Source organism: Streptomyces sp. NPDC050211, from assembly GCF_040656035.1.
Classification (GTDB): Bacteria; Actinomycetota; Actinomycetes; order Streptomycetales; family Streptomycetaceae; genus Streptomyces.
Map to the genome: position 1 here is coordinate 1 of NZ_JBFALC010000052.1, position 16,584 is coordinate 16,584.

Below are 16,584 nucleotides of genomic sequence, written 5' to 3' on the forward strand. Positions count from 1 at the left end.
CCGGCAGCGCGGGCCGCGGCCCCGGAGCGGCTCCGTGCCGCCCACCGGGAGCACCCGCACCGGCGCCAAGAGCACCGCCACCCTGGCCCGTGCCTCCGCGACGAGCGGCCGCGACACCGGCGGCTGCCTGCGCCGCGGCCGGACCGCCGGAGGCACCGGCACCCTGGCCGGGCTTGGGCTGCGGCTTCTTGCCGCCCTGGGCGACATCGACGGGGAGCATGACCAGCGCGGTCGTACCACCGGAGTCGGACGGGCGCAGCTGGATGCGGATGCCGTGCCGCTGGGACAGCCGGCCGACCACGAACAGACCCATGCGGCGGGAGACCGAGACGTCCACGGTGGGCGGCGAGGCGAGCCGCTCGTTGATCGCGGCGAGGTCCTCGGGGGAGAGGCCGATACCGGTGTCGTGGATCTCGATCAGTACGCGGCCGTCGGGCAGCGCGTGACCGGTGACCTTGACCTTGGTCTGCGGCGAGGAGAACGAGGTGGCGTTCTCCAGCAGCTCGGCGAGCAGGTGCACGAGGTCGTTGACCACGCGTCCGGCCACTTCGGTGGTCGGCACGGCGGCCAGCTCGATGCGCTCGTACTGCTCCACCTCGGAGGCGGCGGCGCGGAGCACGTCGACCAGCGGGACCGGGCGGGTCCAGCGGCGGCCGGGCTCTTCACCGGCGAGAACGAGGAGGTTCTCACCGTTACGGCGCATGCGGGTCGCGAGGTGGTCGAGCTTGAACAGCGAGGACAGCTGGTCCGGGTCGGCCTCGCGGGACTCCAGCTCGGAGATCAGTGACAGCTGGCGCTGGATCAGACCCTGGGAGCGGCGCGAGAGGTTGGTGAACATCGCGTTGACGTTGCCCCGCAGCAGGGCCTGCTCGGCGGCGAGGCGGACCGCCTCGCGGTGCACGTCGTCGAAGGCCGCGGCCACCTTGCCGATCTCGTCCCGGGAGTGCACACCGACCGACTCGACGGAGGTGTCGACGTCCTGCGGGTCGGACTCGGACAGCTGCTTGACCAGCTCGGGCAGGCGGTCCTGGGCGACCTTGGTCGCGGTCTCCTGCAGCCTGCGCAGCGAGCGGATCATGGAGCGGGCCACGACGAACGCGCCGACCAGCGAGACACCGAGCACGAGCAGGATCAGCGCACCGGAGATGATCGCTTCGCGCTCCGACTCGTTGCGCAGCTCGCGTGCCTTCTGCTCCATCTGCCCGAGCAGCGTGGTCTCGATCAGTTCCATCTGGTCGATCTTGGACGTGCTGGCGTCGACCCAGTCCAGGTAGGAACGCTTCTCCAGGTCGGCCAGACCGTTCGCCTGGCTGAGCGCACGGTCGGCGTAGGTGTCGGCGGACTCGATCGTCGGGTTGCCGTCTTCGATCGGCTCGAGCAGCGCGGCGGCGCTGTCCGCGCCGTAGATGCTCCGGAAGCTCAGCAGCTCGGACTTCTCGCTCTCCAGCGACGACTCGGCGTACAGCCGGTCGTTCTCCGAGAGGTTGCTGTTCGAGGTCTTGGGGTCCTGCGGCAGCGCCGCGGCGATGACCGCGCGCTGGACCGAGGCGTACTCCTTGGCGGAGGAGAACGAGGCCAGCGCACGGGTGCGCTGGATCATCTCGGGGTTGCTGGTGGCCTCCGCCATGTCCTGCGAGAGGTCGAGCAGGTGGGTGATCAGACGGTGGTAGGCCTCGACCGTCTGGGTGGAGTTGCGCTCGGCCTCGAAGGCGTTGTCGCGGATCTTCGCCAGGTTGCTCAGGTCGCCGACCAGACCGACGAGGCTGTCGCGGACGCCCTGGAGGTCACCGTCCTTGCTGGAGGCGTCGATCTCTTCCGAGGCGTCGAGGAAGTTCGTCAGGGAGCGGTCGGTCTTGACCCGCAGGCCCTTGACCCCGACGTCGGTGGTCGCGTTGGCGCCGTGCGCCAGCGGGCCCGCCGACTTGTCGCGCTCCTCCTGGAGCGCGGCAGCCAGTTCGGTGGCCTGCTTGGTCATGTCCGTCAGCAGCTTCATGTTGTCGAGCTGCTGGATGTCGTTCATGTTGTCACTGATGCGCAGTGCGCCCAGCGAGGTGGCCGCGACCACCGGGAGCGCGAGCAGCGACACCAGACGCGTGGAGATGCGCCAGTTGCGCAGGGCTATTCGCGATCCGGGGCCGGAGGCGCCCTTCGGCGGCTTCACGGTCGGCGCCGCGGAGTCCGGAGAGCCTGGGGAGCCCGTGGCTCCGGTGGATGCCGTGGCGCCGGAAGTTGCGGACGCGCCACCGCGCCCGCCGTCGCCGGACGCGGTCAGGCCCGGGTTCTGGGCGTGCTGGGGCGAGGAACTGCCGGCATTGGGGCCAGTCCCGCCGTGCGGCTCCGGCTCCGCCGAAGCACTGCCATCCCTCTTGAAACGTCCCTGCACTAGCGTCGCAACCTCTGGACCAGGCGCCCCTCCGCGTGAACGGAAGGACGGTGTCGGCGTCGTAGGGGGCGCCCTGAATTTGCGCCCCCCGATGGTCGTGAGTGACCGGCGCTGGCTCCCCCTTCTCGCCGCCACTCGGCGCTCGTCGCGCCCCCTGTGCGCCGGCTCGATCCTGCGGCGGTCCGTGGAATTCCAGCACAGTGCAGGATCTCCAACAAGGCCCATGGGTCAGGCTGTGACCTCCGTGACACCACGTGAGGGCTGCGTCACCGGACGTAGAAAGTGATCCGCCTCAAAACGGACTTACCGTAATGAGTCACCGGTCAGCGGGGGAGTCCCAGTCGCCATGATCAGGAGCGGAATGCGGGCTTCAGGCCGCCAATGTCCGTTTCGTAGGGGTCGATTGCGGGCCTGAATTGACCGGTTTGCCCGTGGATCCGTGAGCAAACTCACACGGCGATCATTGAGTCTGGATGCCTTCGGAAGGGAATTGCATGTTTAGCCTGACGCTTTACAACAGCAGCCCAACTGTGAAGGCACCTGACACCCGTGAAGACGACGATGATGTTCCGCACGATAGCCAACCCGCGGCGCACGACGCTGGCGCACCTCGAGGACGCCGACGACCTGCACACCCCGGACCACCCGGAGCACTCCGTCGAACTCCCGCCCCACACGGCCAACCCCCGCCGCACCGTCCTCATGGACATCCCGGCCCAGGCCACCGCCGAGCGCTGACCGCCCCGTACGACGCCCAGGGCGCCCCGCGACCACACGCGAGGCGCCCGCCCCTCGGGCCTGCCCCGCCGCGCTAGCCTGGAGCGTCAGACTTCAGTCGGTTCAGTCAAGGGGCCAAGCATCCCGTGCGCATCGCCAGATTCTCCATCGACGGGAACGTCGCCTTCGGCGTGGTCGAGGGTGACAAGCCGGACGAGCTCGTCCTGGACATCATCAAGGGCATCCCGTTCGCGGACTTCGAGCTCTCCGGTACGAAGGTCCCGCTGAGCAAGGTCAGGCTCCTGCCGCCGGTGCTCCCCAACAAGGTCGTGGCCTTCGGCCGCAACTACGCCGAGCACGCGCGCGAGCTGGGCAACGAGGTGCCCGACGCCCCCTTCGCCTTCTTCAAGCCGTCCACCTCGGTGATCGGCCCCGGCGACGAGATCCAGTACCCGTCCTTCTCCGAGGAACTCCACCACGAGGCCGAACTGGCCGTCGTCATCGGCCGCATGTGCCGCGAGGTCCCCCGCGAGCGCGTCAAGGACGTCATCCTCGGCTACACCTGCGCCAACGACATCACCGCCCGCGACGTGCAGAAACGCGAGAAGCAGTGGGCCCGGGCCAAGGGCTTCGACACCGCCTGCCCGCTCGGCCCCTGGGTGGAGACCGACCTCGACCCCAGCGACCTCACCATCCAGCTCACGGTCAACGGCCAGCAGCGCCAGCTGGGCCGCACCACCGAGATGATCCACTCGATCGAGGAGCTGATCGTCAACATCTCCGAGGCCATGACGCTGCTTCCCGGCGACGTGATCCTCACGGGCACCCCCGCAGGGGTCGGCCCCCTCAGCGTCGGCGACGAGGTCGCCGTCACCATCGAAGGCATCGGCACTCTCACCAACAAGGTTGTCAAGCGTGGCTAGCGCACCCGGCTCCCCCGTACGCGTCCGTTTCTGCCCCTCGCCCACCGGTAACCCGCACGTGGGCCTGGTCCGCACCGCCCTGTTCAACTGGGCGTTCGCCCGCCACCACGGCGGCAGCGGTGCTCAATTCGTATTCCGTATCGAGGACACCGACGCGGCCCGCGACTCCGAGGAGTCCTACACCCAGCTGCTCGACTCGATGCGCTGGCTCGGCTTCGACTGGGACGAGGGCCCCGAGGTCGGCGGCCCGCACGCGCCGTACCGCCAGTCGCAGCGCATGGACCTCTACAAGGACGTCGCGCAGAAGCTCATCGACGCCGGGCACGCCTACTACTGCTACTGCTCCCAGGAGGAGCTGGACACCCGCCGCGAGGCCGCCCGCGCCGCCGGCAAGCCGTCCGGCTACGACGGCCACTGCCGCGAGCTGACCGCACAGCAGGTCGCCGAGTACCAGGCCCAGGCCCGCACGCCCATCGTCCGCTTCCGGATGCCCGACGAGACGATCACCTTCACGGACCTGGTCCGCGGCGAGCTGACGTTCACCCCGGAGAACGTCCCGGACTACGGGATCGTACGAGCCAATGGCGCGCCCCTGTACACGCTCGTGAACCCGGTCGACGACGCCCTGATGGAGATCACCCACGTCCTGCGCGGCGAGGACCTGCTCTCCTCCACCCCGCGGCAGATCGCCCTGTACAAGGCGCTGATCGAGCTGGGCATCGCGAAGTCCGTGCCCGCCTTCGGCCACTTGCCGTATGTGATGGGCGAGGGCAACAAGAAGCTCTCCAAGCGTGACCCGCAGTCCTCGCTCAACCTCTACCGCGAGCGCGGCTTCCTCCCCGAGGGCCTGCTCAACTACCTCTCCCTGCTTGGCTGGTCGCTCTCCGCCGACCAGGACATCTTCACGATGGACGAGATGGTCGCGGCCTTCGACATCGCGGACGTGAACCCCAACCCGGCCCGCTTCGACCTGAAGAAGTGCGAGGCGATCAACGGCGACCACATCCGCCTGCTGGATGTGAAGGACTTCACGGAGCGCTGCGCGCCATGGCTGCAGGCCCCCTTCGCACCGTGGGCCCCGGAGGCCTTCGACGAGGCGAAGTGGCTGGCGATCGCGCCCCACGCGCAGACCCGTCTGAAGGTGCTGTCGGAGATCACCGACAACGTCGACTTCCTGTTCCTGGCGGAGCCGGTCGCGGACGAGGCCTCGTGGACCAAGGGGATGAAGGAGGGCAGCGACGCCCTGCTGCGTACGGCCCGCGAGAAGCTGGAGTCGGCCGACTGGACCTCGGCGGAGTCGTTGAAGGAGGCCGTCCTGGCCGCCGGCGAGACCCACGGCCTCAAGCTCGGCAAGGCCCAGGCCCCGGTCCGCGTCGCCGTCACCGGCCGCACGGTCGGCCTCCCGCTCTTCGAATCCCTGGAGATCCTGGGCAAGGAGAAGACCCTCGCCCGCATCGACACGGCCCTGGCGAAGCTGGCGGCATAGAGATCCGACCAGAGGTGCGGGGCGGAGGCTGCGGCCCCCGCCCCGCAGCCGTTCCGAGCCGGTCGGCGGCTGGGGGCAGATCTGGCGCGGCGACGGCGACAGGCTCACGAACTGGCTCGGGCAACAAGTACGGCATCCCAGTCACCAGCTTCCGCTGGTGGGGCGCGCACACCTGACGCGTTCCCCGTACGTGCCGTCCGGCACCGGGTTACCGTCGGATCATGAGCATTCGGGCCGTGGTGTGGGACGTCGACGACACTCTTTTCGACTACTCGGGGGCCGACCGCATCGGAATGCGCCTGCACCTGACGGCCGAGGGCTTGATGGAGGCGTACGACTCCGTCGAGCAGGCCATCACACGCTGGCGGGAGATCACCGACCTCCAGTGGGCGCGTTTCTCCGCGGGGGAGGTCGACTTCCAGGGACAGCGCCGGGACCGGGTACGGGTGTTCCTGGGTGAGGAACTCGACGACGCCGAGGCCGACGCGTGGTTCGACCGGTACATCGCGCACTACGAGACCGCCTGGGCCCTCTTCCCGGACGTCCTGCCGGTCCTGGACGCCCTGGCCACCAGCCACCGGCACGCCGTGCTGTCCAACTCCAGCATCCACGTCCAGGACCGCAAGCTCCGTGTTCTCGGTGTGCACGACCGCTTCGAGACCATCCTGTGCGCCGCGGAACTCGGCGTCTCCAAGCCGGAGGCCGGCGCCTTCCACGCGGCCTGCGAAGCCCTGGACCTCGCGCCGCAACATGTGGCGTACGTGGGTGACCACCCGGAGATCGACGGGCAGGGCGCCGCGGACGCCGGACTGCTGTCGGTCTGGATCGACCGGGCCGCCGCGCACACCAGTGATGACAGGCCCGCCGGCCCGCACCGGATCGCCTCGCTCGCCGAACTCCCCGCGCTGCTCGGCGCGGATACCCGTTTTGGAGCCCCGTCCACCTTCAGGTAATGTTCTTCCTGCGCCGCCGGAGAGCGGGCCGAGAGGCCGGAAACCGGAGGCGCAAGCTAGAACGAGATCCCCTGAGGGGCTTGCGTTCCAGTGGCCTATGGTGTAATTGGCAGCACGACTGATTCTGGTTCAGTTAGTCTTGGTTCGAGTCCAGGTAGGCCAGCTCGCAGAGCTCATCTGCAAAAGCCCCCGTTGTGTAGCGGCCTAGCACGCTGCCCTCTCAAGGCAGTAGCGCCGGTTCGAATCCGGTCGGGGGTACGGCGATCTCCGCCGAGATGATCGCTAGGGCCCCCGTTGTGTAGCGGCCTAGCACGCCGCCCTCTCAAGGCGGTAGCGCCGGTTCGAATCCGGTCGGGGGTACAAACTGGTCTAAACCACATTGGTCTATGGTGTAATTGGCAGCACGACTGATTCTGGTTCAGTTAGTCTAGGTTCGAGTCCTGGTAGACCAGCTCGGATCTGCGGCGGTGTAAATCAAACGCTTGCAAGATCCTCGCCCCCGTTGTGTAGCGGCCTAGCACGCCGCCCTCTCAAGGCGGTAGCGCCGGTTCGAATCCGGTCGGGGGTACACACAGTGAAGGCCCTCCACTTCGGTGGGGGGCCTTCGTCGTCCCCGGCTCACTCGAAGCCGTAGCGCCGTGCCGTCTCCTCCTCCTGGGCGACCCGGCGCAGGGCGTGCAGCACCGGCTCGAGCAGGACCGTTCCCAGGAGCGCGATCTCGACCTTCTCCTCGTCCGTCGGGTGGGTCTCCACGAAGTTCAGGTCGAGCATGGCCACCTCATGCATCAACCGGGCGTAGGGCAGGGTCAGTTCGATGTCCCAGGAGTAGCCGAGACGCCGGAAGGCCGCCAGCCCCACCACCAGAGAGCGGTAGGCGGGAGAAATGGTGCTCAGCGCCTGGGCGTTCGACCAGCCGAGGCGCTCCAGCAACTGCTCCACCTCGCCGCGAGCCGACTGCACGAACTCGTCGTCCTCGTCCGGCTCGGGAACCTGCGGCAGCGCCCACAGTGCCGCGCCCATGCGGATGGTCCGGCCGAGGGAGTCGTCGTCGATGTGCCCCAGCACCTCCCGGGCCGTCGCCACCGGGAGCCGGCCGATCTGGATCAGCGCCCGGACCACGCGCAGCCGGCGGAGGTGATCCTCGTCGTACTCGGCGGTCCTCGCGTTGATCTGGCGACCCGGCGCCAACAGCCCTTCGCGCAGGTAGTACTTGATGGTCGCGATGGGCACACCGCTGCGCTTGCTCAACTCCGCCAGCCGCACCTCTTGCGCCTCTCCTTGGAAACTGCCACTATCCAACCATTGGCCAGAAGGATAGCGTTGGTATCCAACCAGGGGGCTACGGGGGTCGCCATTTTCGCAAAGCCGGTTCCGGGTCGTACGACCGCGGCCGTCGAAGGCGACGCGGTGGTCCTCCTGAAGGGGTCGGGGGCTGCTGCTGGGGGCACATCCTGCTGAGTCGAAGGAGAAGCTCTACGCCTACGCGAACTCGCCCGACATGTTGCATCACAAGGTGTGGTCGATCATCAACCGCAAGGAGCGGGCGCGGAAGCCACGGGCGCAGGAGTCGTACGTGGAGCAGGAGACTGTCTGACCGGGGGGATCGGGGAGGGCCTGCCGCGGCGTTGAGGCGGGCTCTCCCCGAGGACGTCCCTGAATCTCAGCCGGTGCGGCGCAGGGCCTCGGAGAGGCGGGCCGCGGCGTCGATGACCGCCTGGGCGTGCATACGGCCCGGGTGGCGGGTGAGGCGCTCGATGGGGCCGGAGACCGAGACGGCGGCGACCACGCGGTTCGACGGGCCGCGTACGGGGGCGGAGACCGAGGCGACGCCCGGCTCGCGCTCACCGATGGACTGAGCCCAGCCCCGGCGTCGTACGCCCGAGAGCGCGGTGGCGGTGAAGCGGGCGCCCTGCAAGCCGCGGTGCAGGCGCTCCGGCTCCTCCCAGGCCATGAGGATCTGGGCCGAGGAGCCCGCCTTCATCGTGAGCGTCGAGCCGACCGGGACCGTGTCCCGAAGGCCGGACAGACGCTCCGCCGCGGCGACGCAGATACGCATGTCGCCCTGGCGGCGGTAGAGCTGCGCGCTCTCGCCCGTGATGTCCCGGAGGTGGGTGAGCACCGGGCCCGCGGTGGCGAGGAGACGGTCCTCGCCCGCGGCCGCGGCCAGTTCTGCCAGGCGCGGGCCGAGAATGAAACGGCCCTGCATGTCGCGCGCCACCATACGGTGGTGTTCCAGAGCCACGGCCAGGCGGTGCGCCGTGGGTCGTGCCAGCCCGGTCGCCGCGACCAGACCCGCGAGGGTGGCCGGACCGGACTCCAGGGCGCTCAGGACAAGGGCTGCCTTGTCCAGAACGCCGACGCCGCTACTGTTGTCCATGAAACGATACTCGCGTCTCACTCTGTGAAACGCAAGTTCAATTTTCCGTGGAACACGCCACTCTGGAAGACACGAAGGCACAGCGGCCCGCGGACCAACGGGCCCGGCGGTGGGCGTCCGCGAACAGGGGCGTCAGGGCGAGCTGCCTCATATGGGGCGCCGCTGCCTCCTCAAGATCTCTAGTTGGGTCGGTGCAACTCTTGGCCGGCCGGAGGGAAAGCGATGGGTAGGACACTCGCGGAGAAGGTCTGGGACGACCATGTCGTCCGGCGCGCCGAGGGCGAGCCCGACCTCCTCTTCATCGATCTGCACCTGCTGCACGAAGTGACCAGCCCGCAGGCCTTCGACGGTCTGCGCAAGAGCGGTCGCCAGGTGCGCCGGCTCGACCTGACCATCGCCACCGAGGATCACAACACCCCGACCCTCGACATCGACAAGCCCATCGCCGACCCGGTCTCCCGGATCCAGCTGGAGACGCTGCGCAAGAACTGCGCCGACTTCGGTGTACGTCTGCACCCGCTGGGCGACGTCGAGCAGGGCGTCGTCCATGTCGTCGGACCGCAGCTGGGCCTCACCCAGCCCGGCACGACCGTCGTGTGCGGCGACTCCCACACCTCCACGCACGGCGCCTTCGGCGCGCTGGCGTTCGGCATCGGCACCTCCCAGGTCGAGCACGTACTGGCCACCCAGACGCTGCCGCTGGCCCGCCCCAAGACCATGGCCATCACCGTCGAGGGCGAACTGCCCGACGGCGTCACGGCCAAGGACCTGATCCTGGCGATCATCGCCAGGATCGGTACGGGCGGCGGCCAGGGCTACATCCTGGAGTACCGCGGCCCCGCCATCGAGAAGCTCTCGATGGAGGCCCGGATGACCATCTGCAACATGTCGATCGAGGCCGGCGCCCGCGCGGGCATGATCGCCCCCGACGAGACCACCTTCGCGTACCTCAAGGGCCGCCCGCACGCGCCCGAGGGCGCCGACTGGGACGCGGCGGTGGAGTACTGGAAGACGCTGCGCACCGACGAGGACGCCGTCTTCGACGCCGAGGTCCTCATCAACGCCGCCGAGCTGTCCCCGTTCGTCACCTGGGGCACCAACCCCGGCCAGGGCGCCCCGCTTTCGGCGCACGTCCCCGACCCTGCTTCGTACGAAGACGCTTCGGAGCGCCATGCCGCCGAAAAGGCCCTGGAATACATGGGGTTGGAGGCCGGGCAGCCGCTGCGGTCCATCAAGGTGGACACCGTCTTCGTAGGCTCGTGCACCAACGGCCGTATCGAGGACCTGCGCGCCGCCGCCGAGATCATGAAAGACCGCAAAGTCGCCGACGGCGTACGGATGCTGGTCGTGCCCGGCTCCGCGCGGGTCGGTCTGCAGGCCGTCTCCGAGGGCCTGGACCTCGTCTTCAAGGAGGCCGGCGCCGAATGGCGGCACGCGGGCTGCTCGATGTGTCTGGGCATGAACCCCGACCAGCTGGCGCCCGGTGAGCGCTCCGCGTCCACCTCCAACCGCAACTTCGAGGGCAGGCAGGGCAAGGGCGGTCGTACGCACCTGGTGTCGCCGCAGGTCGCCGCCGCGACCGCCGTACTCGGCCACCTGGCGTCCCCCGCCGACCTGAACGACCAGTCTGCCGTCCGTACGCCCGCTGGAGTCTGAGAACCATGGCCATGGAAGCATTCACCACCCACACCGGCCGGGCCGTCCCGCTGCGTCGCAGCAACGTCGACACCGACCAGATCATCCCTGCTCACTGGCTCAAGAAGGTCACGCGGGACGGTTTCGAGGACGGGCTGTTCGAGGCCTGGCGCAAGGACGAGAACTTCATCCTCAACCGGCCCGAGCGGCAGGGCGCGACCGTCCTGGTCGCCGGCCCCGACTTCGGCACCGGCTCCTCGCGCGAGCACGCCGTCTGGGCGCTGCAGAACTACGGCTTCAAGACGGTGATCTCGTCCCGCTTCGCCGACATCTTCCGCGGCAACTCGCTCAAGAACGGCCTGCTCACGGTGGTTCTGGAGCAGAAGATCGTGGACGCGCTGTGGGAACTCACCGAGAAGGACGCGACTGCTGAGGTCACTGTTGACCTTGAGGCACGTGAGGTGCGCGCCGAGGGCATCACCGCCTCCTTCGAGCTGGACGAGAACTCCCGCTGGCGGCTGCTGAACGGGCTGGACGACATCTCCATCACCCTCCAGAACGAGGCCGACATCGCGGCGTACGAAGCCAAGCGGCCGTCGTACAAGCCGTGGACGCTGAAGGTCTGAGCCGAGCGCGCCGGAAGATCGGAGCCGAAGGCCCGGCGCAAGTCGAGTTTCGGCCACCACAACACCCCCGCTGTACCCCCGATCAGCTCGATCGGGGGTACAGCCTTGTCTGCACCCGAACGGCCCTGCGTGGTTCGGCAGGTGCCTTCAACTTCCCACGTTAGAGCGGTTGTTGCCGGGGTACGCGAGCCTTGTAGCCGCGGCTTTCGCGCGTGCCCGGAAGGCCGTTTGAGGCGGCAGTTGCACCCTGGGCAGGCGACAACTCGCCCCAGATGGCACAATCTGTGCATGGAACACGACGGCCAACTCGAGCTCTATGCGGCAGTCGCGGGCCAACTGAAGGAAGCGCACGCAAGGGTGCGCGCACTGCAAGTCCCGGAGGGCGTACGGATGGCGCTGACCCGGAAGCTGCTGGTCATTACGGCCGCGGCCAAGCACGATCTCGCCGATGCGACAAGGCGTCTGGAGCGGTTCACTGCCGACCTCGACGAGGGTCGATTCCCCGAAGAGGAAGGCTGAACAGCCCTTAAGGCCGTCGAGTCCGCTGCGGCACAAGGGTGATAAGCCCGTTTCGTGTTTGATTTGCGGTATATATCTGCCTAACGTGCGAAAAAGCTTGAACACTTTCGTTCTGGCGATGTCTCCGAAGGGGAAGACGTGAACAAGGCGCAGCTCGTAGAAGCGATTGCCGACAAGATGGGCGGCCGCCAGCAGGCCGCCGATGCTGTCGACCACGTACTGGACGCGATCGTCCGCGCGGTCGTCTCGGGTGAGCGGGTGTCGGTCACCGGCTTCGGTTCGTTCGAGAAGGTCGACCGTCCCGCCCGTTACGCCCGCAACCCTCAGACCGGCGAGCGGGTTCGGGTCAAGAAGACCTCCGTGCCGCGCTTCCGCGCGGGCCAGGGCTTCAAGGACCTGGTGAGCGGCTCGAAGAAGCTCCCGCGCGGTGGCGAGGTCGCCGTCAAGAAGGCGCCCAAGGGCAGCCTGACCGGCGGTGCCGCGGCCACGGTCAAGAAGGCCGCGGCCAAGAAGACCACCAAGGCGGCGGCCGCGAAGAAGACCACGGCGAGGAAGGCGGCGGCGAAGAAGACCACGCCGGCCGCCAAGAAGACCACGGCGAAGAAGACGACCGCGAAGAAGACCACCGCGGCCGCCAAGAAGACCGCGGCGAAGAAGACCACCGCCAAGAAGGCGACGGCCAAGAAGGCCCCGGCGAAGAAGGCGACGGCCAAGAAGGCCCCCGCCAAGAAGTCGTCCGCGCGCAAGACCACCGCCAAGAAGGCCACCGCTCGCTAGTAAGCGGGGCACAGGGGTACTCACGTGCCGGGCCGGACTCCCTCATGGAGTCCGGCCCGCGGCGTTTTCCGCCGCGGTCACAGGGTTTGCAGCGTCACCAGCGTGATGCGCGGGCTGTCCTTCGGGCCCTCGACCTCGATGCGTACGCGCTGGCCGGGGCGGAGCAGTCGCAGGCCGCCGGCGTCGAAGGCGGCGGCGTCGAAGGGGATGGGGGTGCCGTCGTCGAGCAGCACGCTGCCGGTGCGGGTGGCTGCGTCGTAGGTGTATGCGGTGGCCTGCATGCGCACAGAGTATGGGCTCGCTGGGGTTGTTCGTTGGCTGCGGCGCCGTTGGGGCTGGTCGCGCCCACGCGGCGGAGCCGCATATCGATACAGCCCCGCGCCCCTTTGGGGCGCGGTTACAGCCCTGTGATCAGAAGGCGTGCCGTCGCCTTCGCCGTTCTTGGGCCGGCTCCCAGTGCCAGTGCCGTGCGCAGGTCCTCGCCGGTGTCTACGTCCTGGCGTACGGAATCCACCGCGTTCAGGGTCAGTTCCACCGCGCCGGAGGAGTGGTGGCGGGCTCGGGAATCTGTGCCGAATTCTGGGTGCAATTCATAGCCCGGTGTGGCGGCCAGCAGAGTTGTGCCGATTGCGGCCGCATCCGGGAGAAAAGAGCGGGGGAATTCCGCGGCCGCGTCCAGGACTCGGGCCAATTCCGCTGGGCGCAGGGCGGGAAGATCGGCGTTGAGAGCGGCCAGGGGAGTTCGGGGGAGCGATGCCCGTACGACCGTCGCGGCGTGGGTCAGAGCCGCGTTCAGGCCGCCCGCGGGTTCGTCCGGGACGATACGGGCGCCCAGTGCGGCCAGCTCACGGCCGGCCAGGGAGTCGCCCGTGACGACCGCCACATCGCGGACCGCCGGGCAGGCCAGCGCGGCCGCCACGGTGTCCTGGGCGAAGGCGAGGGCGAGGCCCGGGCGCAGCCCGTCGGCGGCGGTGTCCGAGAGCCTGCTCTTGGCGTGCGCCAAAGGCTTCAGGGGTATCACCAAGGTCCACTGCACCAGCGTTCGTCCCTCTCTTGTCGCGGCCATTGTCACCTGCCATCTGGTGGGCCGGTGCTCGGGGCGTACGGTGTTCTCGACAGACCGGCGGCCTGGGGCGACACTTGTGCGGCCCCCCAGGCCCTAGAGGAAGGTGTCCGCGTGCCCCGCCGCAGAATCGGCTTCTGGTACCGCTTCGCAGCGGTCCTCTGCAAACCACCGCTGGTGGTTCTGATCAAGCGGGACTGGCGTGGAATGGAGCACATTCCGGCCGAGGGCGGATTTATCACCGCGGTGAACCACAATTCGCACATCGACCCCTTCGGCTACGGGCACTTTCAGTACAACACCGGCCGTGTTCCGCGATTCCTCGCGAAGAGCAGCCTTTTCAGGAAGGGGTTCGTCGGCGCCGCGATGCGCGGCACCGGCCAGATCCCTGTCTACCGGGAAACCACGGACGCGCTCAGTGCCTTCCGGGCCGCGATCGCCGCCGTGGAGCGTGGCGAGTGCGTGGTGTTCTACCCGGAGGGAACGATCACTCGCGACCCGGACCAGTGGCCCATGACCGCCAAGACCGGTGCCGCGCGCGTCGCCCTGCAGACCAAGTGCCCGGTGATTCCCGTCGCCCAGTGGGGCGCCAACGAACTGCTGCCGCCGTACGCCAAGAAGCTCAACGTCCTTCCGCGCAAGACCCACCACGTGCTCGCGGGCCCGCCCGTCGACCTGACGCGCTTCTACGACGAGGAGATGACCCCGGAGCTTCTGAAGGAGGCGACCGAGGTCATCATGGCCGCCATCACTCGCCAGCTGGAGGACATCCGCGGTGAGAAGGCGCCCGAGACCCCGTACGACCCGCGCCAGGAGCGGATCGAGCAGCGGCGCAGGAGCAGGGTCCAGACGGAGGGCAAGGCCGTACAGGAAGAGGGGCAGGGCACGTGAGCAAGCCGGTCAAGGCGGCTGTCTTCAGCGCCGGTTCGTGGGGTACCGCCTTCGGCATGGTGCTCGCCGACGCGGGCTGCGAGGTCACCCTCTGGGCGCGTCGGCCGGAGGTCGCCGACGCCATCAACTCCAGCCGGATGAACCCCGAGTACTTCCCCGGCATCGAGCTCCCGGAGAACCTGCGGGCCACCACCGACCCCGCCGAGGCCGCGGCCGGCGCCGGCTTCACGGTCCTGTCTGTCCCCTCGCAGACCCTGCGCGGCAATCTCGCCGAGTGGGTGCCGCTGCTCGCGCCCGGCACGATCCTCGTCTCCCTCATGAAGGGTGTCGAACTCGGCACCGCCATGCGGATGAGCGAGGTCATCGAGGACGTCGCCAAGGTGGGCCAGGACCGTATCGCCGTCGTCACCGGACCCAACCTCGCCCGTGAGATCGCCGCCCGGATGCCGGCCGCCTCCGTGGTCGCCTGCACCGACGAGGCCGTCGCCCAGGGGCTCCAGGCCGCCTGCCACACGCCGTACTTCCGCCCGTACACGAACACCGACGTGGTGGGCTGCGAGTTGGGCGGCGCCGTGAAGAACGTCATCGGCCTCGCCGTCGGCATCGCGGACGGCATGGGGCTCGGCGACAACGCGAAGGGGTCCTTGATCACGCGCGGTCTCGCCGAGACCACCCGGCTGGGCCTCGCGATGGGCGCCGACCCGCTGACGTTCTCCGGACTCGCGGGCCTGGGCGACCTGGTGGCGACCTGCTCCTCGCCGCTGTCCCGCAACCACACCTTCGGCACCAACCTCGGCAAGGGCATGACCCTTCAGGAGACCATCGCGGTCACCAAGCAGACCGCCGAGGGCGTCAAGTCCTGTGAGTCCGTGCTGGATCTGGCCCGCAGGCACGGTGTCGACATGCCGATCACGGAGACGGTCGTCGGCATCGTGCACGAGGGCAAGCCTCCGGTGGTCGCCCTCAAGGAGCTGATGTCGCGCAGCGCGAAGCCCGAACGACGCTGAGCGACGCCCGGGCAACACCGGGATGGGGACGCTGTGTCCGGGCGCTACCAACGGGTACCCTCAACGCGATATGAGCACCGAGAACCTCCCCCAGAGCCCCCAGCAGCCGCCTCGCAAGCCGCGCGTGGCCGTCGTGTTCGGCGGACGCAGCTCCGAACACGGGATCTCCGTGGTCACGGCCGGCGCCGTCCTCAAGGCCATCGACCGGACCAGGTACGACGTCCTGCCGATCGGCATCACCCAGGACGGCCGCTGGGCGCTCACCGCCGACGAACCGGAGCGCATGGCGATCACCGAGCGCCGTACGCCCAACGTCGCGGAGCTCGCCGAGTCGAGCGAGGGCGGTGTGGTGCTCCCCGTCGACCCGGGAAACCGCGAAGTCGTCTACAGCGAGCCCGGATCGGTGCCCAAGGCGCTCGGTGAGGTCGACGTCGTCTTCCCTGTCCTGCACGGCCCGTACGGCGAGGACGGCACCCTCCAGGGCCTCCTGGAGCTGTCCGGTGTGCCGTACGTGGGCTCGGGTGTGCTCGCCTCGGCCGTCGGCCAGGACAAGGAGTACATGAAGCGGGTGTTCACGTCGTTCGGGCTCGCGGTCGGCCCGTACGTGGTGATCCGGCCCCGTGAGTGGCAGCAGGACGAGTCAGGCGCCCGCAAGAAGATCGTCGACTTCGCCGGCGAGCACGGCTGGCCGCTCTTCGTGAAGCCCGCGCGCGCGGGTTCGTCGATCGGCATCACCAAGGTCGACGACCTGGCCGGCCTCGACGACGCGATCGCCGAGGCCCAGCGCCACGACCCCAAGATCCTCGTCGAGGCCGCGCTGCGCGGCCGTGAGATCGAGTGCGGGGTGCTGGACTTCGAGGACGGCCCGCGGGCCTCGGTGCCCTCCGAGATCCCCTCGCCCGAGTCGCACGCCTACTACGACTTCGAGGCCAAGTACATCGACTCCACGCCGGGCATCGTGCCCGCGCCGCTCACGCCGGAAGAGACGGCCGAGGTCCAGAAGCTCGCCGTCGACGCCTTCGAGGCAGCCTCCTGCGAAGGCCTGGTCCGCGCCGACTTCTTCCTCACGGACCAGGGCTTCGTCATCAACGAGATCAACACCATGCCCGGCATGACCCCGATCTCGATGTATCCCCAGATGTGGCAGGCGAGCGGAGTCAGCTACCCCGAGCTGGTGGACAGCCTGATCCAGGCAGCACTGCGCAGGTCAACGGGCTTGCGGTGACT

The 16,584-nt window shown here is 68.7% G+C and carries 16 protein-coding genes, 5 tRNA genes and 1 pseudogene; 17 read left to right on the forward strand and 5 right to left on the reverse strand.

Annotated elements, in window-relative coordinates; all coding sequences use genetic code 11:
• Positions 1–2,383 (reverse strand): nitrate- and nitrite sensing domain-containing protein (locus tag AB0I98_RS36455; protein WP_362949390.1); only part of this gene is annotated, 2,383 nt, incomplete at its 3' end.
• A 549-nt stretch (positions 2,384–2,932) separates the two neighbouring features.
• Between AB0I98_RS36455 and AB0I98_RS36460 the strand changes: the two genes are divergently transcribed.
• From AB0I98_RS36460 to AB0I98_RS36500, 9 genes are all read left to right on the forward strand, one after another.
• Positions 2,933–3,121: a hypothetical protein gene (locus AB0I98_RS36460; RefSeq protein WP_362949391.1), complete on the forward strand. Its 189-nt coding sequence runs from the start codon at positions 2,933–2,935 to the stop codon at positions 3,119–3,121.
• Between the two features lie 125 nt (positions 3,122–3,246).
• The gene (locus AB0I98_RS36465) at positions 3,247–4,023 is read left to right on the forward strand and encodes a fumarylacetoacetate hydrolase family protein (RefSeq protein WP_362949392.1); all 777 of its coding nucleotides are present in this window, start codon (positions 3,247–3,249) and stop codon (positions 4,021–4,023) included.
• On the forward strand, positions 4,016–5,509 hold the full coding sequence (gene gltX / locus AB0I98_RS36470; protein WP_362949394.1) for a glutamate--tRNA ligase: 1,494 nt from the start codon (positions 4,016–4,018) through the stop codon (positions 5,507–5,509). Before AB0I98_RS36465 ends, gltX begins: the two co-directional genes overlap by 8 nt.
• Positions 5,510–5,730: 221 nt before the next feature.
• Complete coding sequence (locus tag AB0I98_RS36475) at positions 5,731–6,462, forward strand: HAD family hydrolase (protein WP_362949395.1); 732 nt, start codon at positions 5,731–5,733, stop codon at positions 6,460–6,462.
• Positions 6,463–6,553: 91 nt separating this feature from the next.
• Positions 6,554–6,625, forward strand: a tRNA-Gln gene (locus AB0I98_RS36480).
• 22 nt (positions 6,626–6,647) lie between these two features.
• Positions 6,648–6,720: transfer RNA gene (locus tag AB0I98_RS36485), tRNA-Glu, on the forward strand.
• A 29-nt stretch (positions 6,721–6,749) separates the two neighbouring features.
• A tRNA-Glu gene (locus tag AB0I98_RS36490) sits at positions 6,750–6,822 on the forward strand.
• A 20-nt stretch (positions 6,823–6,842) separates the two neighbouring features.
• Positions 6,843–6,914, forward strand: a tRNA-Gln gene (locus AB0I98_RS36495).
• 43 nt (positions 6,915–6,957) lie between these two features.
• Positions 6,958–7,030, forward strand: a tRNA-Glu gene (locus tag AB0I98_RS36500).
• 50 nt (positions 7,031–7,080) lie between these two features.
• Here the strand turns inward: AB0I98_RS36500 and AB0I98_RS36505 are convergent.
• Positions 7,081–7,725, reverse strand: coding sequence for a MerR family transcriptional regulator (locus AB0I98_RS36505; protein ID WP_362949397.1), 645 nt, complete (start codon positions 7,723–7,725; stop codon positions 7,081–7,083).
• Between the two features lie 90 nt (positions 7,726–7,815).
• Between AB0I98_RS36505 and AB0I98_RS36510 the strand changes: the two are divergent.
• Positions 7,816–8,005, forward strand: a pseudogene (locus AB0I98_RS36510) (DUF4188 domain-containing protein); the annotation flags it as partial.
• 117 nt (positions 8,006–8,122) lie between these two features.
• Here AB0I98_RS36510 and ndgR read toward each other — a convergent pair.
• Positions 8,123–8,839, reverse strand: a complete 717-nt coding sequence (gene ndgR, locus AB0I98_RS36515; protein ID WP_007384919.1) for an IclR family transcriptional regulator NdgR — start codon at positions 8,837–8,839, stop codon at positions 8,123–8,125.
• Positions 8,840–9,061: 222 nt separating this feature from the next.
• Between ndgR and leuC the strand changes: the two genes are divergently transcribed.
• The 4 genes from leuC to AB0I98_RS36535 all read left to right on the forward strand — a co-directional run bounded on the left by leuC (position 9,062) and on the right by AB0I98_RS36535 (position 12,396).
• Positions 9,062–10,495: a 3-isopropylmalate dehydratase large subunit gene (leuC, locus tag AB0I98_RS36520; RefSeq protein ID WP_362949398.1), complete on the forward strand. Its 1,434-nt coding sequence runs from the start codon at positions 9,062–9,064 to the stop codon at positions 10,493–10,495.
• A gap of 11 nt (positions 10,496–10,506) precedes the next feature.
• Complete coding sequence (gene leuD / locus AB0I98_RS36525; protein ID WP_362949462.1) at positions 10,507–11,100, forward strand: 3-isopropylmalate dehydratase small subunit; 594 nt, start codon at positions 10,507–10,509, stop codon at positions 11,098–11,100.
• Between the two features lie 288 nt (positions 11,101–11,388).
• Entirely contained in the window at positions 11,389–11,619 is a 231-nt protein-coding gene (locus tag AB0I98_RS36530; RefSeq protein WP_362949399.1) for a hypothetical protein, read from the forward strand.
• 138 nt (positions 11,620–11,757) lie between these two features.
• Positions 11,758–12,396, forward strand: coding sequence for an HU family DNA-binding protein (locus AB0I98_RS36535; protein ID WP_362949400.1), 639 nt, complete (start codon positions 11,758–11,760; stop codon positions 12,394–12,396).
• A gap of 77 nt (positions 12,397–12,473) precedes the next feature.
• Here AB0I98_RS36535 and AB0I98_RS36540 read toward each other — a convergent pair whose 3' ends face one another.
• Complete coding sequence (locus AB0I98_RS36540; protein WP_362949401.1) at positions 12,474–12,677, reverse strand: hypothetical protein; 204 nt, start codon at positions 12,675–12,677, stop codon at positions 12,474–12,476.
• Positions 12,678–12,793: 116 nt separating this feature from the next.
• A complete protein-coding gene (gene cofC, locus AB0I98_RS36545; RefSeq protein ID WP_362949464.1) occupies positions 12,794–13,432 on the reverse strand; it encodes a 2-phospho-L-lactate guanylyltransferase in 639 nt (212 codons plus the stop codon).
• 141 nt (positions 13,433–13,573) lie between these two features.
• On the opposite strand from cofC, the gene AB0I98_RS36550 reads away from it, so the two are divergent.
• The 3 genes from AB0I98_RS36550 to AB0I98_RS36560 all read left to right on the forward strand — a co-directional run bounded on the left by AB0I98_RS36550 (position 13,574) and on the right by AB0I98_RS36560 (position 16,582).
• Positions 13,574–14,350, forward strand: a complete 777-nt coding sequence (locus tag AB0I98_RS36550) for a lysophospholipid acyltransferase family protein (RefSeq protein WP_362949403.1) — start codon at positions 13,574–13,576, stop codon at positions 14,348–14,350.
• The gene (locus AB0I98_RS36555; RefSeq protein ID WP_362949405.1) at positions 14,347–15,357 is read left to right on the forward strand and encodes an NAD(P)H-dependent glycerol-3-phosphate dehydrogenase; all 1,011 of its coding nucleotides are present in this window, start codon (positions 14,347–14,349) and stop codon (positions 15,355–15,357) included. Before AB0I98_RS36550 ends, AB0I98_RS36555 begins: the two co-directional genes overlap by 4 nt.
• A gap of 70 nt (positions 15,358–15,427) precedes the next feature.
• Positions 15,428–16,582, forward strand: coding sequence for a D-alanine--D-alanine ligase family protein (locus AB0I98_RS36560; protein WP_362949406.1), 1,155 nt, complete (start codon positions 15,428–15,430; stop codon positions 16,580–16,582).
• Positions 16,583–16,584 lie beyond the last annotated feature (2 nt).